The following is a 16444-nucleotide window of genomic DNA, read 5'->3' as shown; positions in this document are numbered from 1 at the left end:
TCTTGCCGCGGCAGGTCGGACCCCGTCGCATGCCGAGGGCGGTTTATAAGGGACGATGCGGCGCCATGTAAGTCCGAAAATGCGTCCGATCTTTGGTGCCGGAGGCCCGAGGTGGACGCTGCTGTGCGATCAAGCGGAGCCTTGCCAAGAGGGTTTGGGCATGAAGCCGGTTCTGAGCGCATGCGCCCATTCCGGCCGTCCCGCCTGTTCGGCCTGCCTGGCCGCAGCTTCGTGGTCATAGTCGACGGCGACGGTCTCGAAACGCTCGGGTCCATGTCCAAGCGTGACAATGCCGTAGCGCGCATGCGGGCTGCCTTGCTCTGAAACATGCGCCGGCGGGGTGTCGTCGTCATAGGCGGGGGCGCCGACGCTACCGGGATTGAAGATCACCGGCCCGCCGGGGATACGGATCAGCTCCGCGCGGTGGCTATGGCCGCACAGTACGATGCGGCAGGCGGGGTCGAGCCCTTTCAGCCGCCGCTCGATAGCGGCAAGCGCTGCGCGCATCAGCCTGCCGTCGATCACCGCATCGGCAAGATACTTTTCGTCATGGTCGGGACGGGCGTGGAAGGCGACCACGCCGGGAACGATCTCCAGCGTGAAGGGCAGAGCGAACAGGGCTTCGCGCTGCGCCGATGTCAGCCGTTCCTGGGCATAGCGGTCGGAGGCCCACATCGTGTCGTCGGCCGGATCGACTGCGACGCGGCGGTCGTGGTTGCCGCGCACCGTCGGCAGGTCGAGCGCTTCGAGCCGCTCGAACGTCTCGCGCGGCCAGAGCGGACCGGAGACGCAATCGCCGAGATTGATGGTGAGGTCGGCGCCGCCGCGCCGTTCGAGATCGGCGAGCACGGCATCCAGTGCCAGTACATTGCCGTGGATGTCGGCGAGGACGGCGATGCGCATGCGGCGGGCTCCTTGGGTGCAGCCCGATGGGGCTTGCGGCCCGTCTTCGTTATCAAGCCCCTGCCTTCACTATCAAGCCCTTGACATCGTTCGGGACAGCCGCGAGTCCCACCCCTTGGCTATCGCTGAAGCACTCCATCTGCTAGCGTCCACGCCGTCCAGAGTTGGTCTGGGGGGAATATCTGCTCGAGACAGCCTGGGAGGGACGAGACGATGACCCGCGACCAGATGGTTGCCCACCTCCGCGCCGCCAATGACGTCGCGCGCGAGACCGCCGCGCACGGGCATCATCCTTTCGGCAGTGTGCTCGTCGGCCCCGACGATCGCATCCTGATGCGGCAAGGCAACATCAACACCGTACGCCACGCCGAAACCGAACTCTCCCGGCGTGCCGCGGACGCCTATCCGCCGGAATTCCTCTGGTCCTGCACGCTGGTCACAACCGGCGAGCCCTGTGCGATGTGCACCGGAACGCTCTACTGGGCCAATATCGGCCGGCTGGTCTATGGCTACGAGGAGACCAAGCTTCTCGCGCTGACTGGCGACCATGCCGAGAATCCGACGATGAGCCTGTCGTCGCGCACGGTCCTTGGCTCCGGGCAGAAGCCGGTCGAGGTCCACGGTCCCTTCCCCGAGATGGACGAGGAGCTTCTCGCCCCGCATATCGGTTTCTGGCAACGCTAGGAACTTGACTTCGGAACCGGCTAGGCCGGCAGTTCGATGTCGTGACCGCCGACCGCGGGCAGGGCGGGATCGTCTCCGGCCGCTGCAATGACGCTGTCGAGCAGGCCGGGGAAGCGGGCGTCGAGATCGGCGCGGCGCAGCGTGATCATGCGGTTGGTGCCGACCACTTCGGCGCGGGTGACGCCGGCTTCGCGCAGCTTGGCCAGGTGGTAGCTGAGATTGGTCTTCGAGCCGAGATCGAGGAACTGGCTGCAGTTCAGCGCAACGCCTTCCTTGCTGGCGAGATAACGCACGATGGCAAGCCGGGTCGGGTCGCCAAGCACGGCGAGCACGATCGGCAGGCTGATCTGGTCTGTATTGGGGTGCGGCAAGGTCATGGCCCGAAACTAAGCACAGTCGGTGGCGATTTCAACGCGTCCATCTTGTCCTGCGCATACACAGTGTTTCTCCGTTTCGCGATTGGCCCAATGGCTGTCCTGACACAGGGCTGTCAGCAGGGTTCAGCTATTTTCGCGTGGCTTCATTGACATCATGCCCTGTTATGTCCAATTGTTCAATAACTTTTGAACTAAGGACACCCCAATGGACAAGCGCCTCTTCTGGCTTGCGCTCGGATCGTTCACGATCTCGACCGAAGGCTTCGTCATTTCCAGCCTGCTGCCTGATATCGCCGGCGATGCCGGCATCTCGATTCCGCTCGCCGGCACGCTGATCACCGCCTTCGCGCTCGCCTATGCAATCGGCACGCCGATCCTGGCGACGCTGACCGGCGAATGGGACCGGCGCCGCGTCATTTTGTGGACGCTGGTGTTCTTCGTCATCGGCAATCTGGTGGCCGCGCTGAGCTCGTCCTTCGAACTGCTGCTCATAGCCCGCATCATCATGGCGCTGTCGTCGGGCCTGTTTGCCGCGACGGCGCAAGGCACGGCGGTGGCGCTGGTCGATGACCATCACCGGGCGCGCGCCATTGCAGTCGTCGTTGGCGGCACCACGGTTGCGGTTGCGCTTGGCGCGCCGCTCGGCGCGCTGGTCGCGACGATTGCCGGCTGGCGCGGCACCTTCTTTGCCATAGCCGGTCTCGGCGCGCTGGTTGGCGCCATCCTGTGGTACCGGCTGCCGCGCGGCATTGTCGGCACCAGGCTGCCGCTGCGGCGCAGGCTGGCCGCCGCATTGCGTCCCGGCGTCATGCCGATCCTGTTGACGACGGCGCTCGCCCTGATCGGCGCCTTCTCCGTGTTTTCCTATATCGCACCGCTGGCCATCCAGAGCGGCGGCTTGAGCCCGCTGGCGCTGCCCGGCATGCTGCTCGCCTTCGGCGTCGGCGCTGTCATCGGCAACATTGCCGGCGGCCAGGCGGCCGACCGGTTCGGTGCGACGCGCACCGTCGGCTGGTCGCTGGCGCTGAGTGCCGCGATGCTGGTCATGCTGTCGGTCGTGCCGACCTTCCTGCCGCAGCATCTCGCCGGACCGGTGCTGATGGCCATGATGGTGCCGTGGGGCATGGTCGGCTGGGCATTCCCGCCGGCGCAGGCCAGCCGCATCATCAAGCTGGCGCCCGACGCAGCACCGATCGTGCTGTCGCTCAACGCCTCGGCGCTCTATCTCGGCGTGGCGCTGGGCGCGGTGGTCGGGGGTGCGGTGCTGAGCTACGGCGTGCCGGCCGATCTTGGCCTTGTCGCCGCCGCTTTCCCGCTGATCGGGCTTGGCGTGGTGCTGGCCGGCCGCTGGGCGGCCCGTCCGGTCGGCGTGCCGGCGGAGTAGACCTTTGCAAATGTGACTGGCGGCCGCTCTTTCAGTCTAAAGGGGCGGCCGGCCGCACTTCGTAATCCAGCGCCGCGACTTCATCGAGCATTGCGCGCAGGTCCGCTGCTCGTTGCTGGCCGACCAGCGCCTCGAAGCGCTGCTGGGCAATGCTCCACAATTTCGTCGCCTCCTCGAGCTTGGCGAGGCCTTGGTCTGTTAGCCGCACCCGCTTGATACGGCGATCGTCCTTGTCGGCGAAGGTGTCGACATAGCCGTCGCGGACCAGCGGCTTCAGCGTGTGGCCGAGCGCCGACAGATCCATGACCATCTCTTCTGCAATCGTGCCCATCGCCGGCTCGCTGCCGACATAGATCTGGTAGAGCAGGCCGTATTGCGTGCCCTTCAGGCCCGAAGGCGCGATCACATCATCATAGAAGCGGCTGAGCTTGCGTGCGGCGCGCCGCAGCGTGGCATTGTTGCAAGGGCTGAAGCCCGGCATCGCAGTCTTGTCCATCACGACTCCTCGCCGGCAAAATCGTCTGCCAGCCTGCCGCAGAAATAGTTTCTGCCGCCGCCGTTGACAAGATAGTGGCATATACCTATTTCCCAGATAGTGGTATATGCCACTAATTGGAAATCAGGCGACGGGACTGGAGATTTCCGTTTCGCCGGGCAGCGAAAAGGAACACGACAATGAGTGGACAGGACAACAAGGGCACCGCAGTCATCACCGGCGCATCGGCCGGCATCGGTGCTGTCTATGCCGACCGGCTGGCCGGGCAGGGCTACGATCTGGTGCTGGTGGCGCGGCGCGCCGACCGGCTCGAGGAACTGGCTGAAAAGCTGCGTTATGCCTACAAGCGCAAGGTCAGCGTGATCGCCGCCGATCTCGCCGACGACAATGATGTGCGCCGCGTCGAAAAGGCCATTTCTGCCGACGACAGCGTCACGCTCTTGGTCAACAATGCCGGTATTGGCGGCCAGCAGGTGGTGGCAACCGCCGACGCCGACGAGGCCGAGCGCATGATCAAGGTCAACGTCATCGCCTTGACCCGCCTGACCCGCGCCATGCTGCCGGGGCTTTTGGCGCGCAATCGCGGCGCCATCGTCAACATCGCCTCGGTGCTCGCCTACGAGACCTCGTTCGGCGGCATCTACAGCGGCACCAAGGCCTATGTCGTCAACTTCACCGAGGGGCTGCACCGCGAGGTCGCCGGCACCAATGTGAAGGTGCAGGCAGTGCTGCCGGGCGCGACCCGAACCGATTTCTGGGAGCTTGCCGGCAGCGATATCGACAATTTGCCGAAGGAAATCATCATGAGCGCCGACGATATGGTCGATGCCGCACTTGTCGGTCTCGCCAGAGGCGAAGCCGTCACCGTGCCGGCGCTTGCCGATGCTGCCAAGCTCGACACTTTCCTCGGCGCAAGGCAAGCCTTCTACGGCAGCCTGCACGCCGACAAGCCGGCGGCGCGCTACGCGGCTTGAGGAGAGGGCTGGTTCGCTTTGCGAACCAGAACCCCCACCCCGCTCACTTCGTTCGCGACCCTCCCCACAAGGGGGAGGGTAAAGGGGCGCTCCCTACCTCCCCCTTGTGGGGAGGTCGGACCGAAGGTCCGGGTGGGGGTGCTCGCGCCGACGCAGCGGTCACCTTAAGCCCCCCGCCACATCGGAATGATCGACGCCGCCAGCACCAGCGCCAGCACGATGTTGAGCGCGCGCCATTGCCATTCGGTCTTGAGCAGCCGCGCCAGCACCATGCCGGCCACGCACCAGATGGACAGCGAGATGGCGGCGGTGAGGCCGAAGGTCGAGCCGAGCAGCAGTGCTAGTTGTCCCGGTCCGTCGGCAAGGGCCGCGAACGAGGCCGCGGCACCCAGCCCCATCGCCCAACCCTTCGGATTCATCCACTGGATGCCGGCGCCGCCGAAGAAGGAGTTGGGCTTAGCCATCGTCACATCGAGATTGGACGGCCCGGCCCGGCCGATCTTGATTGCCAGCCAGATGAGATAGAGCGAGCCGATGATCTTCATCGCCAGCTGCAGCGACGGCATGGCCAGCAGCAGGCCGGCGAGCCCGCCGGCAGCAGCCCCGGTCACCGTGGCAAGGCCGGCGGCACTGCCGGCCATCAGGGGAACAGAGCGGCGAAAGCCGAACTGCGCGCCCGAGGCGGTGGACAAAGTGGTGGCGATGCCGGGCGTGGCAGTGGCCACGAAGGCAAACAGGATGAGCGGCAGGATGGGCTGGAGCATGGTGCGTCCTTCATCGGAGGCGCCCATGGTAGACTCCCGCCTGCTTCAGTAAATGCAATGTTTGCGATGTCTGACATTAGCAGATATAATGCAAGCCATGATCCGAAATCTCGACACCGCGCTGATCCGCACCTTCGTCACCGTCGCCGACAAGGCCAGCATGACGGCTGCGGCGAACGCGCTGCACCTGACGCAAGGCGCCGTCAGCCAGCAGGTCAAACGGCTGGAGGAGGCGCTGGGCTGCAGCCTGTTCGAGCGCGACCGGCGGGGCTTGCGGCTGACACGGCCGGGCGAGCGACTGTTCGGCAAGGCAAAGCGGCTGCTTGGCCTCAATGACGAGATCTGGGCCGAGATGGCGGGCACCGAGGTCGCCGGCCAGGTGCGGCTCGGCGTGCCCTACGACCTTGTCGGCACCTTGCTGGCGCCGGTGCTGAAGGCCTATGCCGAGACCTATCCGCAGGTCGAGATTTCACTGCTCTGCGCTGCCTCGCCGGACCTTACTGCTGCCCTTGCAGCCGGCACAATCGATCTTGCCGTCATCGAGGAGCGGGTTGGCCCGTCGGCCGGCGAATGCCTGGCCATCGACCGGCTGGTCTGGGTCGGGGCCAAGGGCGGCGTCGCCCGCGCCAAGCGGCCGCTCCCGGTGTCGATCGTCGCCGACACCTGCGCTTTCCGCCCGGCGGTGCTGTCGGCGTTGAACGAGCATGGGTTGGAATGGCGCACCGTGTTCGAGAACGGCAACATCGACGCGACGACGGCGACGGTGCGCTCCGACCTTGCCGTCACCACCTGGCTCGCCTCCACCGTGCCGGCCGACCTCGACATTCTGCCCTTCGATTCAGGGCTGCCGCCGCTGCCGAATTTTTCCATCAATCTGCATTTGCCAAGGTTTGGCGTGGCACCGGCCGCGCAGGAGTTTGCGCGGTATATCAGGGATGGACTGGCCCGACGGGCGGTGGCGGCTTGAGCGTTGAATTTCGCTGGAGCACCCCTCATCCGTCTCGGCGCTGCGCGCCGATCCACCTTCTCCCACAAGGGGAGAAGGGAAGGCGCACGGAGGTTACCGCTAATTGCAAACGCTGGAGATTGACTGAGCCGCGTGGGCCAGGCTCCACCTCTCCCCTTGTGGGAGAAGGTGGCCGAGCGAAGCTCGGTCGGATGAGGGGTGTTCCAGCTTGGCGCCAAGTCCGATCACTTCCAGTTCTTGCGCCGCTCGAACTCGGCTTCGGACGGTTCCTGCGTGGCAAAAGAGCCGACCTTGATTTCGCCCGCGCGTTCGTAGGTCGCCATGATGACGCCGGTGGTCGTGGCCTGCGACTTCACGAGCTTGAAGGCGGCCGGCATCGCGCCGCCATCGAACAGCCGCTTGCCCTTGCCCAGCAACAACGGGAAGATCATCAGCCGGATCTCGTCGATAAGCCCGTTGGCGAGCAAGGTCTGGATCAGTTCGCTCGAACCCTGGATGAGCAGGTCAGGACCATCCTCTTGGCTGAGGCGGCGCAACGCCGCGACGATATCTTCCCCAAGCCATTGCGTATTTTCCCAGGTGAGCGAATCCGGCCGATGTGTCGCCACATATTTGGTCGCAGGGTTGAAGGCATCGCCGATCGGATCTTTCTGGTAAGGCCAGTAGGCAGCGAAGATGTCGTAGGTTCTGCGGCCGAGCAGCAGGGCGAAGGGTTTGGAGAACAGTTCCTCCATTGCCACGCCCGCCACCTCGTCAAAGTAATGGAAAGTCCAGCCGCCGAACTTGAAGCCGCCGACCGGATCCTCTTCCGGACCGCCCGGCGCCTGCATGACGCCGTCGAGGCTGACGAAGGTGGCGGCGATGATCTTCCTCATTGGATTTTTCCTTCTCTTTGGTCCGCGCCGTCAGGGCTGGACTTCGATCCAAGGACGGACGGGCCGGCGGCCGTCCGACAGGTAACGGCAAAAAACGATACCTATTGCCGCTTTAGCCCGCTGCCAGGAGCCTGTGACGAAAACCAGACATCGCCGATGATAGCGGTGGCGGTCCGGTCGGGCGTCTTGTCAGCCGCCAGCCAGATCGAGCGACTGAGCGCCGCTTTCTGGAGATCGGGGATCTTCGCCGCGGAGCTGGCAACCGAGGCGCCAACGCAAGGGATAAACCATGATCGCATGAACGGGTCGCAGGCAAAGCCGTTGTCGGCGCGGGTCACCATCACGGCAAGGCCGACGCTCTGAGACGGACGCCAGGGAAAGATCATGCGGCCGCCGGGCTTCAGCGCCCGCAGCCAGGCAACCGGCGGCGCCACAACACCGGCGTTGACATAGATGATGTCGGAAGGCGGCAGATCGCCGGTGACGGCGTCGCCATGGACGACGCCCACATTGCGGTAGGGTTCGAGGTTCTTTGTCGCTCTGGCAGCAAGATCGGCCTCCAGTTCGAAGGCGGTCACCCGGCCCGGCGAAACAAGCCGGGCCAGCAAGGCGGTGTAATAGCCGGTGCCGGCGCCGACATGCGTGACGGCCTCACCCGATCTGGGGGCGATCCTGGCAATCCACATGGCGTGCAGGGAGGGTTCGCCATTGTTGATGCCCTTGTCGGCATCGAGCGCCACCAGCACGTCCTGATAGATGTGAACCGGATCGGCGCTCGGCGTCATGATCCTGCCGTTGCCGGTGGCGAGCGCCCTGCCGGCGACCACCGTCCACGGTCCGGGGCCGAGAAAGGCTTCGCGCTGCACTGTGGCGAAAGCCTCTTCGAGACGCGGATCGGCCGAGCCGGCATTGGCCGCCATCAGTTGCGCGTAGAATTTCCTGGCGTCTTCGACACTTGTCATGATGCGCTACAAGATAGCGCAAGCCGCCGGTTTGTCGCGGTCTGGAGCAATTCCAGGAAAAGTGTGAAGCGGTTTTCCGTCCGGAATTGCGTTAAAACAACGAGATGGAAATTCAGCCGACTCCGAAGACGGTGTCGTAGAGCAGCTTGAAGTTGAGCACCAGGATGATGGCGGCGACCACCCAGGCAAGGGCCGCGACGCTACGCGGAATGGCAAGGTTGCCCATCTTCTCCTTGTCGGAGACGAACTGCACCAGCGGGATGACCGCGAAGGGCAGCTGCATCGACAGGATTACCTGGCTGAAGACCAGCAGCTGGCCGGTGCCCTTTTCGCCGTAGAGCGCGGTGACGATCACGACCGGAACGATGGCGATGCCGCGCGTCAGCAGCCGGCGCGCCCATTGCGGGATGCGCAGGCGCAAAAAGCCTTCCATGACGATCTGGCCGGCCAGTGTGGCCGTCACCGTCGAATTGAGGCCCGAGGCCAGCAGCGCCACCGCAAACAGGATCGAGGCGATGCCGAGGCCAAGCAGCGGCGACAAGAGCTCGAAGGCCTGGCCGATTTCGGCGACATCCTGATGGCCGGTGCCGTGGAAGGCTACGGCCGAGACGATCAGGATGGAAGCGTTGACGAACAGCGCCAGGACGAGCGCAATGGTCGAGTCGGTCGTCGCCCACTTGATGGCGTCGCGCTTGCCCTTTTCGGTCCGCTCATAGGCCCGCGTCTGCACGATCGAGGAGTGCAGATAGAGATTGTGCGGCATGACCGTGGCGCCGATGATGCCGATGGCGATGTAGAGCATCGCCGGGTTGGTGACGATCTCCGTCGACGGCACGAACATCGAATGCAGGATCGAGCCGACCGGCGGCGCGGCGGCAAAGATCTGGATGGCGAAACAGCCGAAGATGATGATCAGAAGCGCGATGACGAAGGCTTCGAGATAGCGGAACCCCTTGTTCATCAACAAAAGCACGATGAAAGCGTCGAGCGCCGTCAGCATGGCGCCGCCGATCAGCGGAATGCCGAACAGAAGCTGCAGCGCAATCGCCGTGCCGATCACTTCGGCGAGGTCGCAGGCGATGATGGCGAGTTCGCAAGCGATCCACAGCACGAAACTGACGGGGCGCGGATAGTAGGCGCGGCAGGCCTGGGCGAGGTCGCGGCCGGTGGCGATGCCAAGCCGGGCGGCAAGTGCCTGCAGCAGGATCGCCATCAGGTTGGACAGCATGATGATGAAGAGCAGCGTGTAGCCGAACTGGGCGCCACCGGCGAGGTCGGTTGCCCAGTTGCCGGGGTCCATATAGCCGACCGAAACCATGTAGCCCGGCCCCATGAAGGCGAACAGACGGCGGAACCAGACGCCGGATTGCGGCACCGCGATTGTAGAATTCACCTCACGCAGACTGGGCGGATTGTCTTCCGGCCTGTCAAATCGCCAGGCTGATCCCACGGTTGCGTCGGCTTCGGACATGGTAGGCTTTCCACTGGAGGGATTGGTATCTGCCATCCTATCTATGCCGGGGCTCAACATTATGCAATAGGCTATATTTCATTGTATGTGCTTCTTGCGGGGGAGCCGATGGACGCGCAGGGGGTGATCGCAAACGCCGGTTGCGCCTGCCATGGAATGCAAATAAACGGCTGGAACAGTTAAGCCCGTGCTATGAATGGCAAAGGGCGATTGATTTGTCGAAAGCCAAGAGGGAACACGTATTGGCGCTGAAGCACAAACCGGTTCGACGCGAAGAGCCGCTTCCGGATGCCGACGTCCATTCCGAAGGCTTCCGGCATACGCGCGAAGCGCGCCGCAGCGCGCTGGTCGAGGATTATGTCGAGCTGATCGCCGACCTGATCGAGGACGGCAACGAGGCGCGTCAGGTCGATATCGCGGCGAGGCTCGGCGTCGCCCAGCCGACGGTGGCCAAGATGCTGACCAGGCTGTGCGCCGACGGGCTCGTTTCCCGGAAACCGTATCGCGGCGTGTTCCTCACCGATGCCGGCCGCAAGGTGGCGGAGGAAAGCCGCATCCGCCACCAGACGGTGGAAGCCTTTTTGCGCTCGCTCGGTGTCAGCGCCGAAACGGCGCGCATCGATGCCGAGGGCATCGAGCACCATGTCAGCGCCGAGACGCTGGAAGCGTTTCGCAAGGCGATGATCGCGCCGCGCTGAGGCTTGCCTGCCTCGGACCAAAGTCCACCGGAACCTCCGCACCTCAGGCTCGTTGCTCCTGACGTCGCGCGCGATTGTTGCGTGCCAAGGAGGAAACCATGAGCGTCGAACAGGCACCGACCGCGAAGGGCAAGCAGGCTGCCAGGGGGTTGAAGCAGGCGGCCGCCAAGGACGAGCGCAAGACCGAGGCCGAAACCGGCCGGCCGCTGAAGAAGGGCGCCGCGCGTTTCGAGGAGCGCTCCAAAAGTTCGGATGGCAAAAGCGCCGGCGCCAAGCAGAAGAGCTGAGTTCTCCGCCGCAAGCGCCAACGCACAGATTATTCTTCGCTCACATCCTGCACCCAGCTGCGCGGATGGCCATCGACGCGGAACTGGAAGATGAAGTACGGCGGAATGCAGGTGCCCTTGCCGGGCTTGGCCTCGGCTAGATCGTCGTAGCCGGCTGTGCAGATATAGTCCTCGCGGCAAGGATGCGCCTTGTCGCAGGCGCGCAGGCCGGCGGTCTTGGTGAATTCCTTGGTGCAGAATTTGTGGTCCTTGCCCGAGGCGATGCAGTCGTTGAAGCCGGTCTTGGCCAGACGTCCGCAACTCGCCTCGTCAGGAAGCTTGTCGCAGCTCGCCTTGCGCAGCATGCCGCCGGGAAAGCCGCCGGTCTTCTGCTCGGGATTGTCGTAGCGCTGGCGCGCCGCGCCATAGCCGGCGGGCTTGATCGGCGGTTTCTTGTCGCGCGCCGGATCGATGGCGCAGGCTTTTGCGGTGGCCGGCGACAGGCGGCAATATTGGTCGCTGCCCCATTTCGACATCTTGATCTCGCCGAACTCGACGGGATCGCCGACCTGGGTGCCGGCTTCGCTGACGCAGGTGCCGAAGCCCGGATGGATGGCGCTTTCATGGACACCGGCGCAGCGCAGGCCGGCGCCGCAGCTCCAGTCCTTGAAGCTTGCATCCTCGCCGCTGTAGCAGATCGAGCCCCAGCCATTGTAGAGATCGGTGCCTTTCAGCGCTTCGGCATATTTCGCATCCGGACGGGCGGCGAAGCCGCGCGAGAAATCCGGATGGCCTCCGGCGGCGAACTCTTTGACGATGGCGCGACGGCGCGGCAGGTCGGCGAAGAACACCGCGGAGCCCGGCACGAAGACGGCGTTGCGGCGCGGCTCGCTGGCCGGATCGGCGCCGGTGTAGTGGAAGCCGGCAATGCCGTGCGTCTGGTGGCAGCCGGTGCAGGTCATATCGTTGAGGCGCAGATTGAAGCCGGCCACCGATTTCACGCTGCGCAACTCGTTGCCCATGGCGACATAGTCCTTCAGCGCCTTGTCGATATCGGCATCGTCGAGCAGCCCATAGGCGATGTTGTTTTGCGATCTGGCCATGCCGCCGGGTGCGACCGAGACGGCGCTGGTCGCCAGGAATTTGTCGTCGATCACCAGCCGGCCGCGATCGAGGTCGTAGATGTTGCGGTCGGTAAGCAGCCATTTGGCGAAGGCGGGCCGGTCGGCCAGCACGATCTTCCTGTCGATCTGGTTCTCCATCTTCGACTCCTGGAAGGTGGAAGTCGCCGGATCCCATTTGAAAATCTTGAGGAGATATTCGGCATGGCCGCCGAAGTCGCGCCGGCTTGAGGCCGATAGCCGGAGAACCTGCATGTTGAGTTCGAGCCGCATGATCTGCGATGAATTCAGCATGGCGTTCGAAAGCGGACCGTCATCGGAGCGCAGCCAGGCCGCGAGCTGATCGGGCGCAAGATCTTTCTGGCCGGCGGCCAGCCAGCGCTTGGCGACATCGGCACATGAGACAGCGGTGGCGCTTGGACGGTCTCTCGAAGCGCGGGCGCGCGCCTCGCCGGGCTTGGCGTTGAAGACCAGGCTCATGGTCAGCGGCAGGCGCGACGAAATGCGTTGCGCCGTCTTTCCCCCGGTTGGCTTTCCCTTCGCCGGCTTCTCCGCCACCGAATAATGGAAGCGGTAGATCAGCCGGATCTCGCCGCATTCGGTGTGGCCGAGATAGCCGCGGTCCATGCGGTTGACGACGCCGGTCAGGTCGAGCGTCGAGCCGTCATCGTCGATGTATTTCGGGTTGAATTTCTGGCTGGGATCCTTCGTCTTTGCCAGCGCGGCGACATAGGGATCGGGACTGCCGGCGGGCTCGTCGGCGATCTCCTGCTTGACGGCGTTGCGCACCGGGGTTAGCGCGCGCACCGAAAACAGGCCGCGATTGTCGACCTCGCGGGTGAGGCCCAGCGCCGGGCCAAGCAGGCGGCTGATGGAAAGACCGCCGCGCTCGAGTGCCTGCAATGTCTCGGGATCGGTCACGGCGACGCTGGAATCGAGCGTGACGCCGCGCGCCGGCCACGGGCCGAGGCACAGCAGCACCGCCAGCAACAGAAATCGGCCGATCGTCCGCAAGCCCCTGATACCCCCGTTCGAACCGGATTCTACAGTGCCTATGGCGCCTCGACCAGAGCGCGAACCCACGACGGCGCCCGCATGAAAAATACTGTGACTTGGTGCAACCATTCGGATAATTGTTTGTTGGGTCGGACCTGGCCATGACATCGACCGGGTCCGCCGGAAATTTGCATCACGGGGAGTTGCCATGCTCTGGAAGGGCCGCCGTCAGAGTGACAATGTCGAGGACGAGCGCAGCGACAGCGGCGGCGGCGGTGGTGGTTTCGGCGGCGGCAGTCCTGGCCAGTTCCGCGTTCCGATCGGCGGCCGCACCGGTGGCGGCGGCAGCATCTTGCTCGTCATCCTCGTGGTGCTGGCCGGATGGTATTTCGGCTTCGATCCCTCGCAGATCCTGGGCAGCGGCGACAGCGGCGGCGTGCTGCCGGGCGGCGGCGGCCAGATCACCGACAACAGCGGCGGCCAGGGCGACGGCGCGGGCACGCCTGCTTCCGACGAGATGAAGCAGTTCGTGGCGACCGTGCTGGCCGAGACCGAAGAGACCTGGACCGGCATCTTCCAGTCACAGGGCCTGAAATACGAGGATCCGAAGCTGGTGCTGTTCAGCGGCCAAATCCGCTCGGCCTGTGGCTCCGCCTCGACGGCAGCCGGACCGTTCTATTGTCCCGGCGACCACAAGGTCTACCTCGACACCACCTTCTTCCAGCAACTCGACCAGCAGTTCGGCGCTTCGGGCGATTTCGCCCAGGCCTATGTGATCGCGCATGAGGTCGGCCACCATGTGCAGAACCTCACCGGCATCCTGCCCAAGTTCAACCAGATGCGGCAGTCCATGGGTGAGGCCGAAGCCAACCAGATGTCGGTGCGCATCGAGCTGCAGGCCGACTGCTTCGCCGGCGTGTGGGCGCATTTCACCGCGCAGAAGGGCATTCTGGAACAGGGCGACATCGAGGAGGCGCTGAACGCCGCCAAGCAGATCGGCGACGACACGCTGCAGAAGAAGATGCAGGGCTATGTCGTTCCGGAAAGCTTCAACCACGGCACGTCGCAGCAGCGGCAGACCTGGCTGGCGCGCGGCTACAAGAGCGGCAAGCTGTCGGATTGCAATACGCTGACGGGTCCAATCTGAGGCGCTCGCGAGTTTCAGCCGACTGCGGTTGAAAGCGCATCCGTTGACGGGCCGATACATCACCGGCAACAGATGTCAGGAGGAGAACGCCTGAGGCGTTCTCCTATTGTTCCAAAGTGACGTCTCGCCTATAACGGGCGCCCGCCCAAGGGCGGTCCCAGGGAGCAGACGCCATCATGATCGACCCCAGAACCGCCAGGCGGGGCCTTGCGCTCGTCTTCACCACGCTGCTGCTGGATATTATCGGCTTCGGCATGATCATGCCGGTGTTGCCGGCCTTTCTCAGGGAGTTGTCCGGCGTCGGCATCAGCGAAGCGGCGATCGAGGGCGGCTGGCTGTTCTTCGTCTATGCCGCGATGCAGTTCTTCTTCGCCCCGATCATGGGTGGCTTGAGCGACCGCTTCGGGCGGCGGCCGATCCTGCTCGCCTCGGTGCTGACCTTCTCCATCGACAATCTGATCTGCGCCATCGCCTGGTCCTATCCGATGCTGTTCATCGGCCGTGTGCTGGCCGGCATTTCGGGCGCCAGCTATTCGACGACGTCGGCCTTCATCGCCGACATCTCGAACGACGACAACCGGGCGAAGAATTTCGGCCTGCTCGGCATCGCCTTCGGCGTCGGCTTCGTCATCGGCCCGGTGCTGGGCGGGCTGCTCGGCACGTTCGGGCCGCGTGTGCCGTTCTACTTCGCCGCCGGGCTTGCCTTCGTGAACTTCCTGATCGCGCTGTTCTTCCTGCCGGAAACACTTGAGGAAAAGCACCGCCGCCGCTTCGAGTGGAAACGCGCCAACCCCGTCGGCACGCTGCTGCAGATGCGCCAATACCAAGGCATCGGCTGGATCGGGCTCGCCTTTTTCCTGATGACGCTCGGCCACATGATGTACCCAGCGGTGTGGTCGTTCGTCTCCAACTACCGCTATGGCTGGAGCGAGCAGCAGATCGGCTTCTCGCTCGGCGCCTTCGGCCTGTGCGGGGCGATCGTCATGGCGACGGTGCTGCCGCGCGTGATCCCAAAACTTGGTGAATGGAGGACGGCGGTGATCGGCCTGACATTCACCGCGGCCAGCGCCTTCGGTTACGCCTTCGCCTCGCAAGGCTGGATGATCTACGCGGTGATCGTCGTCGGCTGCCTCGAAGCGCTGGCCGACCCACCGCTGAGGAGCCTTGCCGCCGCCAAGGTGCCGCCTTCGGCGCAAGGCGAGTTGCAGGGCGCGATGACCTCGATCTTCTCGATCACCTCGATCATCACGCCGCTGCTCTATACCGCGATCTTTTCCTGGTTCACGGGGCCGAATGCGCCGGTGATATTCGGCGGCGCGCCCTATCTGGTTGGCGCGTGCTTCCTGACGCTTGCAGTCATCGTCTTTGTGACGAAAGTTGCGCGGCCAGCGACGGTGAGAAGCGCCGCCACCGGCGTCGCTGAAGATGGAGCACAGGTATGAGCCCTGACAGCCGCGTTGTGCTGACCAGGAACGGGGTGTCGCTGTCGCGGCTGGTGTTCGGCGCCTGGCGCCTGCTCGACAGCGCCGCGCGCCCGGATGCCGATCAGGTCGCCCGGTTGATCGGCAACGCGGTCGATCTCGGCCTGACCAGCTTCGACCATGCCGACATCTACGGGAATTACGAGGTGGAGGCGGCGTTCGGCGCCGGGCTCTCGCGCTGGAAAGGCAAGCGCGAGAGCATCGAGCTGATCTCGAAATGCGACATCATGCTGGCCTCCGGCAACCGGCCGCAAAACCGTCTGAAGCACTACGACACAAGCGCCGCCCACATCGTTGCGTCGGTCGACCGTTCGCTCGCCAATCTCGGCACCGATTATCTCGACCTGTTGCTGCTGCATCGACCGGATCCGCTGATGGATGCCGACGAGACGGCCGCGGCTCTTGCCGGCCTGGTCAGTCGGGCAAGGTGAGGGCGGTCGGCGTCTCCAACTTCACGCCGCCCCAGTTCGACCTTCTAGCCTCGCGGCTGCCGTTTGCGCTCGCCACCAACCAGATCGAGATGTCGGTGCTGAAAACCAATGCGCTGACCGATGGTAGCCTCGATCACGCGCAGCGGCTCGCTTATGCGCCGATGATCTGGTCGCCGCTTGGCGGCGGCTCGCTGTTCACCGGCAAGGAAGGGCGCGAGGCGCGGGTCAGGGCAGCAATCGCGGCAGTGGCGGCGGAAACCGGTGTGGCCGATCTTGCCGCTATCGCCATTGCCTGGCTGTTGCGCCACCCCGCCCGCTTGGTGCCAGTGCTGGGCACGATGAAGCCGGAGCGACTGGCGGCCATGGTCAAGGCACTCGATATCGTGCTCGACCGCCAGCAATGGTTCGCCATTCTGGAGGCGAGCGAAGGCCGGCCGGTGGCGTAAG

General features: G+C 64.5%; 16 protein-coding genes and 1 pseudogene. 9 read left to right on the top strand and 8 right to left on the bottom strand.

Annotation, left to right across the window (positions count from 1 at the left end):
* Positions 1-129: 129 nt before the first annotated feature.
* A complete protein-coding gene (locus tag AC1DYO_RS08980; RefSeq protein ID WP_477262323.1) occupies positions 130-903 on the bottom strand; it encodes a metallophosphoesterase family protein in 774 nt (257 codons plus the stop codon).
* A 213-nt stretch (positions 904-1116) separates the two neighbouring features.
* Between AC1DYO_RS08980 and AC1DYO_RS08975 the strand changes: the two genes are divergently transcribed.
* Positions 1117-1587 (top strand): nucleoside deaminase, encoded by a 471-nt coding sequence (locus AC1DYO_RS08975; RefSeq protein WP_477262321.1) that lies wholly within the window; start codon positions 1117-1119, stop codon positions 1585-1587.
* A gap of 20 nt (positions 1588-1607) precedes the next feature.
* Here AC1DYO_RS08975 and AC1DYO_RS08970 read toward each other — a convergent pair whose 3' ends face one another.
* Entirely contained in the window at positions 1608-1964 is a 357-nt protein-coding gene (locus AC1DYO_RS08970; RefSeq protein WP_477262319.1) for an ArsR/SmtB family transcription factor, read from the bottom strand.
* A gap of 205 nt (positions 1965-2169) precedes the next feature.
* Here AC1DYO_RS08970 and AC1DYO_RS08965 point away from each other — a divergent pair, with 205 nt between their 5' ends.
* Positions 2170-3348, top strand: a complete 1179-nt coding sequence (locus AC1DYO_RS08965; protein ID WP_477262317.1) for an MFS transporter — start codon at positions 2170-2172, stop codon at positions 3346-3348.
* A gap of 31 nt (positions 3349-3379) precedes the next feature.
* Here AC1DYO_RS08965 and AC1DYO_RS08960 read toward each other — a convergent pair whose 3' ends face one another.
* Complete coding sequence (locus AC1DYO_RS08960; RefSeq protein ID WP_477262315.1) at positions 3380-3844, bottom strand: MarR family winged helix-turn-helix transcriptional regulator; 465 nt, start codon at positions 3842-3844, stop codon at positions 3380-3382.
* Between the two features lie 179 nt (positions 3845-4023).
* Here AC1DYO_RS08960 and AC1DYO_RS08955 point away from each other — a divergent pair, with 179 nt between their 5' ends.
* Entirely contained in the window at positions 4024-4818 is a 795-nt protein-coding gene (locus AC1DYO_RS08955) for an SDR family NAD(P)-dependent oxidoreductase (RefSeq protein WP_477262313.1), read from the top strand.
* Positions 4819-4982: 164 nt separating this feature from the next.
* Here the strand turns inward: AC1DYO_RS08955 and AC1DYO_RS08950 are convergent, their stop codons facing one another.
* Positions 4983-5582 (bottom strand): LysE family translocator, encoded by a 600-nt coding sequence (locus tag AC1DYO_RS08950; protein WP_477262469.1) that lies wholly within the window; start codon positions 5580-5582, stop codon positions 4983-4985.
* An 88-nt stretch (positions 5583-5670) separates the two neighbouring features.
* On the opposite strand from AC1DYO_RS08950, the gene AC1DYO_RS08945 reads away from it, so the two are divergent.
* Positions 5671-6549 carry a LysR family transcriptional regulator gene (locus tag AC1DYO_RS08945; protein WP_477262311.1) on the top strand — a complete coding sequence of 293 codons (879 nt, stop codon included), beginning with the start codon at positions 5671-5673 and terminating at the stop codon, positions 6547-6549.
* A gap of 224 nt (positions 6550-6773) precedes the next feature.
* On the opposite strand, the gene AC1DYO_RS08940 is transcribed toward AC1DYO_RS08945, so the two are convergent.
* The 3 genes from AC1DYO_RS08940 to AC1DYO_RS08930 all read right to left on the bottom strand — a co-directional run bounded on the left by AC1DYO_RS08940 (position 6774) and on the right by AC1DYO_RS08930 (position 9857).
* Positions 6774-7424, bottom strand: coding sequence for a dihydrofolate reductase family protein (locus tag AC1DYO_RS08940; RefSeq protein WP_477262309.1), 651 nt, complete (start codon positions 7422-7424; stop codon positions 6774-6776).
* Between the two features lie 101 nt (positions 7425-7525).
* Positions 7526-8386, bottom strand: coding sequence for a protein-L-isoaspartate O-methyltransferase family protein (locus tag AC1DYO_RS08935; RefSeq protein ID WP_477262307.1), 861 nt, complete (start codon positions 8384-8386; stop codon positions 7526-7528).
* Positions 8387-8498: 112 nt separating this feature from the next.
* A complete protein-coding gene (locus tag AC1DYO_RS08930) occupies positions 8499-9857 on the bottom strand; it encodes an Nramp family divalent metal transporter (RefSeq protein WP_477262305.1) in 1359 nt (452 codons plus the stop codon).
* A 242-nt stretch (positions 9858-10099) separates the two neighbouring features.
* On the opposite strand from AC1DYO_RS08930, the gene mntR reads away from it, so the two are divergent.
* Both mntR and AC1DYO_RS08920 read left to right on the top strand, forming a co-directional pair.
* Positions 10100-10555: a manganese-binding transcriptional regulator MntR gene (gene mntR, locus AC1DYO_RS08925; protein WP_181058845.1), complete on the top strand. Its 456-nt coding sequence runs from the start codon at positions 10100-10102 to the stop codon at positions 10553-10555.
* Positions 10556-10653: 98 nt separating this feature from the next.
* On the top strand, positions 10654-10842 hold the full coding sequence (locus AC1DYO_RS08920) for a hypothetical protein (protein WP_477262303.1): 189 nt from the start codon (positions 10654-10656) through the stop codon (positions 10840-10842).
* Positions 10843-10871: 29 nt separating this feature from the next.
* Here AC1DYO_RS08920 and AC1DYO_RS08915 read toward each other — a convergent pair whose 3' ends face one another.
* Complete coding sequence (locus AC1DYO_RS08915; protein WP_477262301.1) at positions 10872-12956, bottom strand: hypothetical protein; 2085 nt, start codon at positions 12954-12956, stop codon at positions 10872-10874.
* A gap of 190 nt (positions 12957-13146) precedes the next feature.
* Between AC1DYO_RS08915 and ypfJ the strand changes: the two genes are divergently transcribed.
* The 3 genes and pseudogenes from ypfJ to AC1DYO_RS08900 all read left to right on the top strand — a co-directional run bounded on the left by ypfJ (position 13147) and on the right by AC1DYO_RS08900 (position 16443).
* Positions 13147-14085: a KPN_02809 family neutral zinc metallopeptidase gene (gene ypfJ, locus AC1DYO_RS08910; RefSeq protein ID WP_477262299.1), complete on the top strand. Its 939-nt coding sequence runs from the start codon at positions 13147-13149 to the stop codon at positions 14083-14085.
* Between the two features lie 176 nt (positions 14086-14261).
* On the top strand, positions 14262-15527 hold the full coding sequence (locus AC1DYO_RS08905; RefSeq protein WP_477262297.1) for a TCR/Tet family MFS transporter: 1266 nt from the start codon (positions 14262-14264) through the stop codon (positions 15525-15527).
* A pseudogene (locus tag AC1DYO_RS08900) lies at positions 15524-16443 on the top strand (aldo/keto reductase). Before AC1DYO_RS08905 ends, AC1DYO_RS08900 begins: the two are co-directional and overlap by 4 nt.
* Position 16444: the final 1 nt, after the last annotated feature.

Source organism: Mesorhizobium sp. P2_F5, assembly GCF_056403715.1.
This window is presented reverse-complemented; position numbering and strand designations above follow the sequence as displayed.